We start from the raw sequence: 12,472 nt of genomic DNA on the forward strand, positions 1-12,472 counted from the left end.
GGCAGATGAGAGTTAAAACTGGCGGATGAAATTTAAAACTGGCGTACGAAATTCAGGCCGATGGCACCATCGCTATAGGATGGCATTATGATGTTCGTCGACTTAGTCTTATTAAAAAAGATCCTCTTGATCTTCGGGTATAACCAGTAAGCGATCTTTGTGGAGGCCATTCCAACACCTGCACCTGCTGCCACATCACTTAACCAATGCCTGTTATTATACATCCTGAGATATCCAGTAGTAAAGGCCACTGCATAACCGGCAACTCCATACCACGGGGAAAGATGTTTATACTCTTGCCGCAGAAATTCTGCTGATGCGAAAGCGTGCGCAGTATGACCTGAAGGAAAAGACAAATAATTTGATTCATCCGGCCTTAATTCCCGTGTGGCTTTTTTACCGGCCGACACGGTAACATTCAGGATGATATCCGACATAAGGTAAATCAGGGTCCGGTCGCGAAAATTGTTTAAACCCTTTACACCCACCAGGTTGAGTCCGTAGACGGCAACGGCGGGCGCGTATTGAAGATAATTGTCAACCCGCACCTTTTTATTTGGGCTTTCCAGGTAAATTTCTTCCCTGACTTTATGGTTAATTTGTCGAAGATTATGGCTCTCAAGGCTCACGATTCCATAAGTGATCAGGGCTGCGGGTACATAAAATGATTTGAGGGTGATCCTGGTTTCCGGGGGTGGGGTAGCGATGACTGGAGTCAGGAATCGCTTTTTCGCCGCGAGTGTCGATAGCCCGGTAGTGTCAGTGATTTGAGCGCCAGCTGAATAGCTGAAAAAAACAAGGATTGAAAGCAGGTGAAACCAACGTTTCTTTAACATGCAGTTTAGTTGAAAAAGTGATAAACAGTATTGCAAACAACCAATAGGTTTGAGAAAAAATGCTGATTTCGGAAGGTGCGGAGAAATTTGCAGATACCCTATAACGCAGCGTACGGATAAATCGTATGCGCTGAAAAATAATTGCTTTTCATCAACCGTATCTACTTCCAGTTCACAACTTAAATGGCGCGCCTCGTGAATATCCCTTCTAAAATTTTACTACTTCCCAGTATGCTTTCTTAGGTTTGAGTTCACGGGTAAATAATAAAGGATGGTCCTTCCTGCCGCGAACGGGAAAATTGTCGAGCCAGCTTCGCCTGTCGGAGATATTCCAGAACGTAACACCGGAAATATGCTGTTTATATTTCCTGAACATACTGAAAAACATTTTATACATATCGGCTTGCTGCTGTTCTTTTTCGGCGCTAAAGGTGGTGTCTGTATCAACAGCCGTTCTTCCCCTGGCGTTATGTTCCTTTGGATAAATCGAAACATCCAGTTCAGTTATTTGTAATTTGAGGCCGAGGTCTCCCAATCGCCTGAGGGTACTGTCCAGTTGCGTGGCTGTCGGTTCGTTAATTGCCCAGTGTCCCTGCAGGCCGATACCGTGAATCGGTACCCCTTTATCCAACAATGATTTCACCAGTCGGTGGATCTTTTCGCGTTTAACGGGGTTGATCTCATTGTAGTCATTGTAAAAAAGCAAGGCTTTGGGATCTGCCTCATGGGCAAATTCAAAAGCTTTCTCGATGTAATCTTCCCCGATGATCTGGAGAAACGGAGAATTGCGGAGATATTCATCCGGCTTATCGGAGATAGCTTCGTTCACTACATCCCAGGCATAAATGGTACCCTTATACCGGGATACAACCGTGTTGATATGATCCTTCAAACGTGTCAATAACACATCCCGGCTTACTGCGTTGCCCGCGGAATCTTTGAAAAACCAGGCAGGAGCCTGGCTGTGCCAACATAACGTGTGGCCCCTTAGCTTCAGGTTATGTTGCCTGGCAAATGCTGCAATGCTATCTGCATCATTCCAGTAATACTCGTTTTCCCGTGGATGTATGGGCCCCATCTTCATGGCGTTTTCAGGCGTCATGCTGTTGAACTGGGCCAGGATAAGGCCCGCCTCATCTGTTTTCAGTGCCCGGGGAGTCACCGCTACTCCAATGGCGAAATAGTTACTGTAATAGTCTTTTAATCCAGGGGTGGAGTCTTGTGTGATACCATTATCTGTAGCCTTCAGTTGCAGGCTGAACGCTGCCAGGTTGAATGTAAAGATGAGAACGGTTAAAATAGATTTCATGTTTGGCTCTTTAGTGTTGGAACGAATAATATCATCAGGGTGCTTTACGGATTACCACCAATGCCCGGAGCATAGCGGAACCGAAGCTTCATATAGTACTCAAGCGGGTGGGCAGGTTTTTCATACTTTGAAGGAATAGATTTACCTGAAACGCTGCTGAAATAAGACAGGCAGGCGTCACGCCACCACACAGCTTCTTCCTCCTGTATCGACAATAACATCTTTACCTGGTTGTGTCTTTCCTTATCTATTTTCCCTTCCAGTTTTGCCCAGTGCTGTTGCATGGATCGGACGCTGTCGACACCAACATTATATTTATAACAAAGCTCTTCCCATAAGCTTTTGCCAGACTTCATCTTATCATTCCAGGGGACATTATGAAACCATAAAAGATATTTTTCATCAATCGTTCCCCTGTTGTCAAACCGGGCCCGCACTGGTTCCTGGTATTGTGAAATAGCATCACTGCCTGTGGTCGTTCTGTCAAAGCCTATACTAACTGAATCAGCTTTGTGATAATAAACCGGGTTCCAGTCAGGCCTCCCGGCATCATTTACCCATGGACCTGGTCCATAATGATGCCCGGTTGCCATGATATGATGAAGGCCCAGGGGTGTCATATAATTGACCATCGTTTCCCTGGAGTTCAGCATCATGTTAACAGTAACATTTACAAAAACCGGATCGTTTGTAAAAGTCTGCTGAACCCATTCTTTTGCTATGCTTTCGGAAGAAACAGAGTGATCCCAGGAAAGTTTTCCAAAGGCATACCAGTTCGACTGTGCAAATGGATGGTGCGTCCAATTTCTTTCATTACCAATATTTGCGACTCCTGCGATGCCGGACAGCTGCTGATTGTCAACACTTCCATCAACAATTCCGGAAACCCGGGCTCCACCTGGTTTTGCGTGCGTTTCTGCGTCAAGGCACTCCTTGAAAAGTGGGCCCTGGTATACAAGGTGAGTACCTTGTCCGAGGTATTCCTGTGTCAGTTGAAATTCCATCATAAGCGGCGTTATCGGCATGGCCCCAAACAAAGGATGAAAAGGTTCCCTGGGTTGAAAATCGAGGGGTCCGCTTTTGACCTGGACCATTACGTTTTTTCTGAATTTTCCTTCCAGTGGTTTAAACTCCGAGTAAGCTTGTTTTACGCGATCTTCAGGGACTTCGTTACTATAAACAAATGCGCGCCACATTACTATTCCTCCAAAAGGCGAAACCGCATCGGCAAGCATGTTGGCCCCGTCTGCATGTGTCCTTCCATAGTTCTGCGGACCTGGCTGTCCTTCTGAGTTTGCTTTTACAAGAAAGCCTCCAAAATCGGGAACGACTTTGTATATCTCTTTCACTTTTTGATTCCACCATCGTTGGACGTTACTATCCAGCGGATCTGCAGTTTTAAGATCCCCGGATTCAACCGGCGCACTGAACCTGGCTGTGAGATAGACCCTGATGCCATAGGGACGAAACAAATCTGCCAGTGCAGCAACCTTCTGCAGGTAGGGTCCGGTAAGGATCAGGGCGTTTGCATTTACATTGGTCAGTACTGTTCCATTTATCCCGATAGAAGCATTTGCCCTTGCATAGTCAATATAACGTTGATCAATATACGTAGGAAGTGTGTGCCAGTTCCAGAGTGAAAGGCCTGCATAACCTCTTTCCACCGTCCGGTTAAGATTGTCCCAATGATTCAATATTCGCAGTCGGATTTTTGGTACAGATGTTATATTTAGATTGCCCAGGTCCTGGTTCGTCTGCATCAGCCTGATAAAATGGTAGGTACCATAAAGGACCCCGATATCGCTGTTCGCAGTGATAAAAATGACATTTTTGTCATTCACTTTAATTGTTCGTATAGCAAAACCCTCTGTGCCGAGCGATTGATAATTGATGCCGGATGTATTAATGCCGGCTGATGCTTCCGGTTTTGTGGCAACCAAAAGAGATCCATTTTCGGGTTTTGCATGCACAGCCAGCGGGCGGTCCAGTAACCCGGACATCGCAGTCTGCAGTTCATCTGACGCAAGCTTCATTGTTGCAGATTTGCCGGTGATATGCAAACCGGAAACAGCATTGCGGTATTGTTGTAAAAGGGTTACATTTTTTATCTTATCGAATCTCAGCCAGAGCCTGTACCCATCTTCTCCATGCGCCGCACCCGCAACAAATATAATGAGCAGGATCAATTTGATTATTTTCATATAGCAATTCATTAGTGGTTTTCCAGGATAATTATTTATCAATTCTCCAATAACCTGCGATGATAATTGATCTGGCCAAGATGGTAATTGAGATGCGACAATAAGTGTAATAATGTAAAACACATGTCCTTTGGCTCATCCCAGATCAACACGGGAAACTCATGGGACATATCGCTGTCCTTTAATGTTCGCAATGAGTTTTCAACAATGGTGATGGTTTCATCAATCTCATTTATCATGACGGCTAAGGAGACATTTTTTGCAGAAAACTCCAGGTCCCTGTTCCGGACATAATGGTAATGACCTATGCCGGCGCCAATATATGTTTTTAAATTCCCAATCAGGTGAAGGCACAGATTTCCCGCCGGGTTTGATATCGATTTTTCATAGTGCCAGATCCTGTCCTCATCCTTGTAAGATGCCATCTCCGTCCTCAGTTTTTTCAGATCGCGTGTAAATAATGTCACAAGTGCTTCAACAATCATAATATAGAGCAATATATTTATATTGACCACAATTTTTTTGAATACTCATCCTTAGTCCAAAGCCCTCACTGATAATGCCCTGGCCAGGAAGCAACAGCACATGAAGGTTGAGCCTGGTCATCAAACTGTCGCTATCTTTGCCGGGTAACTGGCTATCTTTGCCGGGTAACTAATTTAAGCTAAGAATTATATATTCCGGGTTAATTCGGCTTTTGAATAATATGCTCCACTCAATCACGATTTCTCAGTATTTACATTCCCAGGTTGAAATCCGGGTGTTGGACGTCAGAACGCCTGCTGAATTTGCCCATGGACATATTCCCGGTGCCTGTAATCTTCCGTTGTTTTCGAACGAGGAGCGTGTCCAGGTGGGCACAACTTACAAACAGCAGGGTAAAGAGGTTGCTATCCTGCTTGGCTTTGACCTGGTAGGGCCAAAATGGTCCAACCTGATCAGGGACGCGCTGGTTATCGCTCCCGATAAAAAAGTTGCCGTGCACTGCTGGCGGGGTGGTATGCGGAGCGGCGCAGTTGCCTGGGCACTTAGCCTGTATGGATTTGATGTGCACGTAATTACCGGTGGATATAAAAGCTTTCGTCGTTGGATTTATCAGCAATTTGCAAAACCCTTTGAAGTCTGTGTTGTGGGCGGGATGACGGGATCGGGCAAAACAAAGATCTTACACGAACTGATCAGGGCGGGTGAGCAGGTGATCGATCTGGAAGACATCGCTTCGCACCAGGGTTCCGCTTATGGGTCGATGAATAAACTGGTGCAGCCAACCCAGGAACAATTCGAAAATAATCTTGGCCTTGCATTGTCAAAACTGGATCCGGCAAGAAGGGTATGGGTAGAGGATGAAAGTATAAATATCGGCCGTTGCCAGGTACCCCGGCCATTCTGGACACAGATGCAGGCTGGCAGGTTTGTAAACATTCAGCTTCCGGTTGAGCTCAGGGTGGAATCGTTAACCGCCGAGTATGGATCCCTCGACCAAAACTTCCTGATCGATTCCACTGAAAAAATACGAAAACGCCTCGGCTCAGAACAATGTAAAATGGCGGTAGCTGCGATCAAAGAAAACCGGATGGCAGATTTCATCCGGCAGGTTTTGATGTATTATGATAAGGCGTATAAAAAAGGGCTCAGCCAAAAAACGCCCGCCATATTCCACGCCGTGAAATTAGAGACGCTCAATCATCATGAGAACGCCAGGATATTATTAGATGCAATAATGGATCCCGAAACAATCATTGATAAAAGACTCAACATTCAAACTATTTAATTTGAACCTGACTGATATAAAACTCACTGCTTACTCGCACGGAGCTGGCTGTGGTTGCAAGATAAGTCCTGCCGTGCTGGATAAGATACTACATAGTCCGATCCCATCTTTCATCGATCCCGGATTGATTGTCGGCAATAAGGATCGCGATGATGCTGCTGTACTTGACCTCGGTAATGGCACTGCACTCATCAGTACCACCGATTTTTTCATGCCTATTGTGGATGATCCGTACGACTTTGGACGAATCGCTTCTGCGAATGCTATCAGTGATGTATATGCGATGGGTGGCAGACCGGTGCTTGCTATCGCCATCCTTGGCTGGCCGATAGAAAAACTTGCGCCGGAGATCGCTCAAAAAGTACTGGAAGGAGCCAGGTCGGTTTGCGCAGAGGCAGGGATCGCACTTGCCGGCGGCCATAGCATTGACTGCCCCGAGCCCGTGTTCGGTCTCGCAGTAAATGGAATAGTGAATAAGGAACATCTGAGACAAAATTCCACAGCTACGGCCGGATGCAGGTTATATCTTACAAAACCCCTTGGAGTCGGTATATTATCTACTGCACAAAAAAAAGGGTTATTACAACCAGCGGACCAATTGCTGGCATTGAAGAGCATGACTACTTTGAACAAGCCGGGAGAACTTTTTGGTAAGCTGGATTATGTAAAAGCATTAACGGACGTCACCGGCTTTGGCCTGCTTGGCCATCTTGCTGAAATGTGCGAAGGCAGCGGCCTTACCGCAACCATCGAATTTAAAAAGGTGCCTGTTATCCCTTCCTTGCATGAATATCTTGTTCAGCAATGTATACCAGGAGGCGCTGTAAGAAACTGGAAAAGTTACGGGCACAAAGTGAGTGCGCTTCGGTCTGATGCACAGAATATCTTAAGTGACCCACAGACCAGTGGTGGGCTGCTGGTGGCGGTTTCAGAAGATGGCATTACAGCCTTCGAAAAGCTATTGCGGGAATTAAGGCTCCCGGCGGAATGTTGCGATTCTTTTGGTGTGCTGGAAGATTCAGGTTCTGATAAGCTTATCACTGTGATTGAATGATTTGTCCGTATGTTCACAAGATCGGGTCGCCTGTTATTTAAATTTCAGGTTCAGCGTGACGACATTTGCATTCATGTCGATGTTTTTTGAATAGTGACCATACCTGATTTCGAACACCGAAACATGCTTCATACCAAAGACACCTGTCGGCGGGGCGAGTCTCACTCCAGCACCAAAAAAAGAACTGCTGAACTTCGAAAGATCATAGTTGCTCGTATAATATATATCCTCGTTTGTATGTTCCTGGTAAGGCGCAAAGTATTTACTCTCTGATTGAGTATAACACCTGTAAAACGGACTTATCGAAATAAAAGGAGAAAGCTTGACAGGCACTTCTAAACTCGCCGTGTTCGACTTGATGCCCCAGGAATCTATATAATAGCGAAAATATGTCCTTACAATAATTTTATCGCCTGCAAAATAAGATGCTCTCAAGCCTAACGGAATTTTGGTTCTGTTATCAGGTAAATTTTCCTGGTGTACCGATCTATCCCTGAAGTATACGCGGTAAAATGGCAGACCGAGATAACCTTCCTGTTGTATAATGTCGCCGAGTATCATTACCTGCAATTCCTTATTGATGATTTGTGACCAGGACATGCTTACTGCGAATGTATTCCTGGCGCTTTTTTCGGCCGGCAATTTGTCGGTGCTTGCGCCTGTTCGTAATTCAACAGGTATAATTTTAGTAACCTCGTCAAAAAACGCCTGGAACCTGGCACTGAACTCTCCGCTGCGATTTTTTGATTTGGCAGAGAAGTTTATGTTTCCACCAAAAGACTGATAGTCGTATTCACCGGAATAAGAAAAGCCGGCACCTATTGATGTACCTTTTTTATCATTTTGTCTGGACCAGCTAACAGAGGGATATAACCGGGTATCTGAACTTGATGCTGATGAATTTGCCTTGAGGTCTACCCGGTCAGATGAAGCTGATGTATAGTGATCAACGCCCATCTCAATAGCGATGGAATGTTTTCTTTGCTTTCTATCGAAACTGATAAGGTTTATATCAATCACATTGGCAAAATCGGTCAACTTCTGTGAACCGATGCCGCCAGTGACTGCAGCATTGTTTCCATCCTGCTTATAGTAACTGGACACGAGATTGATCTCATCGATCCTGAGCTTACGGCTCTTGAAACCACTGTCACTGCTCAGTTTTCGGCTTTGAAAACTGTTGTCACTGTTTTGATCCCGGCTCTGGAGGCCGCTGTCGTTTCTTTGTGCAAATATCTGGAGCAGGGAGAGGAGTCCTGCGGCAGTAAGAAAAATTCTCTTCATCAGTTTTGTTTTGGCTTCTCAACATTATTGGATGTTAATCCTGGTCAATCTATCCCATACGGCTCAGTATTGGCTTCAGTTGCACCCGCATCCTCCGCCACTTTTACCTGAATTAGCGCCGGAAGCGCCTTCGCGGTAAGATTGAAAATTAAGCTCTGACTTTTCAACTTTCCGGTTACCAAGGCTCATCTCTGAATCGTTCAGTTTGTTTTTTTGATACTCTTTTACCGTCGTGCATGAGGCAGTAAGCAAAATTGCGGCAGCGGTAATCAGAGTCGGTATAGACCCGTGAGCAGAAATTGATTTAACAGGATATTGCGGCCGCTTCATGCAGATGTATATTTTTTGATGTATAAATATTGTTATCGTCGTCTATTATGATACATGCAATATGTTGCATCTGGTTGACGAGGTTCAGACCGGCGCGTATGCCCATTACCGTTATAGGTGTGGCCATGGCATCAGCAAGCTCGGCATTAGTTGTGATGACAGTTACACTTTTAATCCCGGTTACCGGTAAACCCGTTTTCGGGTTTATAGTGTGTGAATATTTTTTACCATCGATCACAACATATTTCTCATAGTTACCCGAAGTCGCAATTGCAACATCGGATATATTAAGATATGAGAACGGAAGCGCTGCGTTATCAGGATCAGCAATTCCAATGGTCCATGCGTTGCCATTCGCCTGTCGTCCCCAGGTAATCAAATCTCCTGAGGCATTTACAATTCCACTTTCAACACCTTCCCGCATCATCAGCGCCCTGGCCATTTCAGCTGCGTAGCCTTTGCCGATTCCACCAAAGCCAATCCTCATGCCTTTTTGCTTTAAGAATACAGTAGATGCTTGTTGATCGAGTTCTATATTCCGGTAGTTGATCAGTTTAACCATCTGCATGGCTGTTTGCGGATCGGGAAGACTGGTGATGGACCGGTCGAAGTTCCATAAGGATTTATCAAGCGACCCATAGCTGATATCGAATGCGCCGTCAGTTAAGGATGAAATGCGTATGGATCTTTCTATCAGATTGTAAACTTCTTCTGAAACGCGAACAGGAGATAAGCCGGCATTTGCATTGATGCGGCATGTTTCACTACTTTCGGAAAAAGTAGTCAACAGTTGTTCAATCCTTTTTATCTCCCTGATTGCGCTGTCTATCCTTTCGTTTGCCCAATCGGGGTCCCTGGCCACCACGATAATTCCGAAGTTGTTTCCCATCAACTTCGCTGATCTTTTTATTTCCTGTAAGTGTGGTAAGGCAACCAGGTTAGTGTTCATCGCATAACTTCTTTATCGTCGAAGTAAACTTTTCGGCATCTTCATCAGGAAGTCCTTCCCAGGTTTTGATCACGTTGCCTTCAGGAGTCATAAGGACCGTAAATGGAAATTTTCCCTCACGATTATATTTTTCTGCCAGCATCTCGTTAGCATTACGTTGTTCCTTGCTGAGTTGATTTTTTTTGATACGTGGGAAGTCTGCGTTGAGCAGGACCAGGTTAGCTTCGGCCATCTTCTGAAAGGTTTCAGTGGCAAATATTTCCTTTTCCATCCTGATGCATGGACCGCACCAATCTGATCCTGAAAAGTTTAAGAGAATTAGTTGATTTTTTTCAGTGGCAAGCCGACGCGCCGTGTCAAAGTCTTTCTGCCAAAAATTGAAGGAGAATAAGATAACAGAGATAGTAATCAGTGTCAGTAACCGAAACAGGTTTTTCATATAAAATGGTTGTTATTTGTAGGATAGGATAGGTCCGGTATGAGGTAACGTATATTTTTGGATTTTGTGTATGTTTCTACTTAACAAAAACTGTGTCAGATTTCCGGAATCATGGGTTTTATTGCCCTTTTCGCGTATTATTACGCTGGCTGGATCTGAAATCTAATCATATTTTAACCATCACCCCCATCGATCAGAATTCCGCATACCTTGCAACGACCACATCAATTTTTCAACTAATAAGTTCAGATCAAATGAAATTGTATAAAAATGTTTTTATTTTCCTGGGTAGTTTTTTAATGCTGCTGTCTCCTTCGGTAAAAGGCCAGGCGATCACAGAAGTAGATATCTGTATATATGGAGGCAGCTCTGCCGGAGTTATCGCCGCATATACTGCAGCCCGTCTGAACAAAAAAGTATTGTTGATTGAGCCCGGGAGGCACCTCGGTGGCCTGACCACCGGCGGACTTGGATACACAGATATTGGTAACAAATATGCTATTTCCGGCCTTTCCCTTGATTTTTACCGCAGAATCGGAAATCACTATGGCAAACTGGAGCAGTGGATCTTTGAACCTCATGTTGCTGAAAATATTCTTAAAGAATATATCAAAAATGCAAGTGTGAAGGTACTTTATGAACACCAGCTTGCTGATGTTGTCAAAAAAGATGGTTACCTCGTTTCAGCTACATTTAGTGCAACAGGAGCTGTGGCGAATGTAAAAGCAACCGTTAAGGCGAAGATGTTTATGGATTGTACTTATGAAGGGGACCTGATGGCGAAAGCCGGGGTATCGTATACGGTCGGAAGGGAGGATAATAAAAAATACGGTGAAACATACAATGGTGTACAGCTGTTGAATAAGCACCAGTTTCCAGATGGCATAGATCCGTATAAAATACCGGGAGATAAAAACAGTGGTTTGTTATGGGGTATCTCTGATGCTGCACTGGCACCTCAGGGATCAGGAGATAATAAAGTACAGGCGTACAATTTTCGCATCTGCCTGACTAACCGGCCAGATAATATGATACCTATCACAAAGCCGGATAATTATGATGCATCAAAATACGAACTTCTTCTTCGTTACCTTGAAAAGAAGCCTGCAGGAAATCTTTGGGGTTTCCTGAAATTCGATCTCATGCCCAATAACAAAACGGATATTAATAATACCGGGCCGTTTTCTACTGATATGATCGGGATGAACTACAGTTTCCCTGAAGCCGATTATGCCACAAGAAAGAAAATTCAGAAAGATCATGAAGACTACAATAAAGGGCTGTTGTATTTCATTGGTCATGATCCGCGCATGCCTTCACATCTCCGTGATTCTATGCAGAAATGGGGTTATCCTAAAGATGAGTACACCGATAACGGCAACTGGAGCCCGCAGATGTATGTAAGAGAAGCCAGAAGAATGGTTGGCCATTATGTGATGACCCAGGCAAACTGCGAGGGCAAAGAAGTGGTTCAGGATGGTGTTGGGATGGCCGCTTATACCATGGACTCCCATAATTGTCAGCGCCTGGTGGTTAATGGAATGGTAAAAAATGAAGGTGATGTTCAGATTGGTGGTTTTCCACCTTATCCTATTTCCTATGGTTCAATCATACCTAAAGAAAGCGACTGTAAAAATCTTTTTGTTCCTGTTTGCCTGTCTGCCAGTCATATTGCATACGGTTCAATCAGGATGGAACCCGTATTTATGGTGTTGGGACAATCTGCTGCTTTTGCCGCGGTGCAGGCGATCGATGCCAGATCAAGTGTTCAGAAAGTTGATATCAAAAAACTTCAATCGGCATTAAGATCGAATCCGCTTGCCGATGGAAGCACACCTGAGATTGTGATCGATAACGATGATAAATCATTAGTTGAGTTGAGCGGAAACTGGAGCATAAAGAAAAATGTTGGTTTTGGTCCTTCAACGCTTATTGCTGAAAAAGGCGCGGTTGGATCATCGGTGAAATTCAATCCTGTAATCTCCAAAGATGGCAGTTACGAGGTATATGCTTATTTTCTTCCCAAATACCAGGACCTTGCAAAAACTATAACTGTCGTGGTTTATGATGGAGCTAAAGAAACTGAGATCCCTGTGAAATTATCGGAGCTTGTTGCCCTGGGACAAACATCCGGTGAATGGATTCATCTTGGAAGATACAAACTGTCAAAAACGAAAAAGCCTTTTATCAAAATCACCACAAAAGGAGCCGATGGCGTGGTGTTGGCGGATGCCGTTTTGCTAAAACCTATAAAATAATTCAAAAATTATCAGCCTGGAGTGGTGAGTCAGAAAACATT

General features: G+C 44.5%; 11 protein-coding genes. 3 read left to right on the top strand and 8 right to left on the bottom strand.

Annotation, left to right across the window (positions count from 1 at the left end):
- Positions 1-32: 32 nt before the first annotated feature.
- From ACX0G7_RS17595 to ACX0G7_RS17610, 4 genes are all read right to left on the bottom strand, one after another.
- Complete coding sequence (locus tag ACX0G7_RS17595; RefSeq protein WP_458924826.1) at positions 33-836, bottom strand: phosphatase PAP2 family protein; 804 nt, start codon at positions 834-836, stop codon at positions 33-35.
- Between the two features lie 208 nt (positions 837-1,044).
- A complete protein-coding gene (locus tag ACX0G7_RS17600) occupies positions 1,045-2,145 on the bottom strand; it encodes an endo-1,4-beta-xylanase (protein ID WP_458924827.1) in 1,101 nt (366 codons plus the stop codon).
- Positions 2,146-2,189: 44 nt separating this feature from the next.
- Positions 2,190-4,346 (bottom strand): alpha-glucuronidase family glycosyl hydrolase, encoded by a 2,157-nt coding sequence (locus ACX0G7_RS17605; protein WP_458924828.1) that lies wholly within the window; start codon positions 4,344-4,346, stop codon positions 2,190-2,192.
- A 38-nt stretch (positions 4,347-4,384) separates the two neighbouring features.
- Positions 4,385-4,831 (bottom strand): DUF1572 family protein, encoded by a 447-nt coding sequence (locus tag ACX0G7_RS17610; protein ID WP_458924829.1) that lies wholly within the window; start codon positions 4,829-4,831, stop codon positions 4,385-4,387.
- 221 nt (positions 4,832-5,052) lie between these two features.
- Between ACX0G7_RS17610 and mnmH the strand changes: the two genes are divergently transcribed.
- Positions 5,053-6,117: a tRNA 2-selenouridine(34) synthase MnmH gene (gene mnmH / locus ACX0G7_RS17615; RefSeq protein WP_458924830.1), complete on the top strand. Its 1,065-nt coding sequence runs from the start codon at positions 5,053-5,055 to the stop codon at positions 6,115-6,117.
- A 1-nt stretch (position 6,118) separates the two neighbouring features.
- Positions 6,119-7,171, top strand: a complete 1,053-nt coding sequence (gene selD / locus ACX0G7_RS17620) for a selenide, water dikinase SelD (protein WP_458924831.1) — start codon at positions 6,119-6,121, stop codon at positions 7,169-7,171.
- Positions 7,172-7,204: 33 nt separating this feature from the next.
- On the opposite strand, the gene ACX0G7_RS17625 is transcribed toward selD, so the two are convergent.
- The 4 genes from ACX0G7_RS17625 to ACX0G7_RS17640 form a co-directional block, all read right to left on the bottom strand.
- Positions 7,205-8,455, bottom strand: a complete 1,251-nt coding sequence (locus ACX0G7_RS17625; RefSeq protein WP_458924832.1) for a DUF3570 domain-containing protein — start codon at positions 8,453-8,455, stop codon at positions 7,205-7,207.
- A gap of 75 nt (positions 8,456-8,530) precedes the next feature.
- The gene (locus tag ACX0G7_RS17630) at positions 8,531-8,785 is read right to left on the bottom strand and encodes a DUF4266 domain-containing protein (RefSeq protein WP_458924833.1); all 255 of its coding nucleotides are present in this window, start codon (positions 8,783-8,785) and stop codon (positions 8,531-8,533) included.
- Positions 8,760-9,734 carry an FAD:protein FMN transferase gene (locus ACX0G7_RS17635; protein WP_458924834.1) on the bottom strand — a complete coding sequence of 325 codons (975 nt, stop codon included), beginning with the start codon at positions 9,732-9,734 and terminating at the stop codon, positions 8,760-8,762. Before ACX0G7_RS17635 ends, ACX0G7_RS17630 begins: the two co-directional genes overlap by 26 nt.
- The gene (locus tag ACX0G7_RS17640) at positions 9,724-10,173 is read right to left on the bottom strand and encodes a thioredoxin family protein (protein ID WP_458924835.1); all 450 of its coding nucleotides are present in this window, start codon (positions 10,171-10,173) and stop codon (positions 9,724-9,726) included. The genes ACX0G7_RS17635 and ACX0G7_RS17640 overlap by 11 nt, the downstream gene beginning before the upstream one ends.
- 254 nt (positions 10,174-10,427) lie before the next feature.
- Here ACX0G7_RS17640 and ACX0G7_RS17645 point away from each other — a divergent pair, with 254 nt between their 5' ends.
- The gene (locus ACX0G7_RS17645; RefSeq protein WP_458924836.1) at positions 10,428-12,431 is read left to right on the top strand and encodes an FAD-dependent oxidoreductase; all 2,004 of its coding nucleotides are present in this window, start codon (positions 10,428-10,430) and stop codon (positions 12,429-12,431) included.
- Positions 12,432-12,472 lie beyond the last annotated feature (41 nt).

Source organism: Flavitalea antarctica, from assembly GCF_054461535.1.

What these genes read in the sequence shown, in the direction of transcription:
- ACX0G7_RS17605 (WP_458924828.1), bottom strand. Translation starts at nt 4,346, where the DNA reads ATGAAAATAATCAAATTGATCCTGCTCATTATATTTGTTGCGGGTGCG.
- ACX0G7_RS17610 (WP_458924829.1), bottom strand. Translation starts at nt 4,831, where the DNA reads ATGATTGTTGAAGCACTTGTGACATTATTTACACGCGATCTGAAAAAA.
- ACX0G7_RS17625 (WP_458924832.1), bottom strand. Translation starts at nt 8,455, where the DNA reads ATGAAGAGAATTTTTCTTACTGCCGCAGGACTCCTCTCCCTGCTCCAG.
- ACX0G7_RS17600 (WP_458924827.1), bottom strand. Translation starts at nt 2,145, where the DNA reads ATGAAATCTATTTTAACCGTTCTCATCTTTACATTCAACCTGGCAGCG.
- ACX0G7_RS17595 (WP_458924826.1), bottom strand. Translation starts at nt 836, where the DNA reads ATGTTAAAGAAACGTTGGTTTCACCTGCTTTCAATCCTTGTTTTTTTC.
- ACX0G7_RS17640 (WP_458924835.1), bottom strand. Translation starts at nt 10,173, where the DNA reads ATGAAAAACCTGTTTCGGTTACTGACACTGATTACTATCTCTGTTATC.
- ACX0G7_RS17635 (WP_458924834.1), bottom strand. Translation starts at nt 9,734, where the DNA reads ATGAACACTAACCTGGTTGCCTTACCACACTTACAGGAAATAAAAAGA.
- ACX0G7_RS17630 (WP_458924833.1), bottom strand. Translation starts at nt 8,785, where the DNA reads ATGAAGCGGCCGCAATATCCTGTTAAATCAATTTCTGCTCACGGGTCT.
- mnmH (WP_458924830.1), top strand. Translation starts at nt 5,053, where the DNA reads ATGCTCCACTCAATCACGATTTCTCAGTATTTACATTCCCAGGTTGAA.
- ACX0G7_RS17645 (WP_458924836.1), top strand. Translation starts at nt 10,428, where the DNA reads ATGAAATTGTATAAAAATGTTTTTATTTTCCTGGGTAGTTTTTTAATG.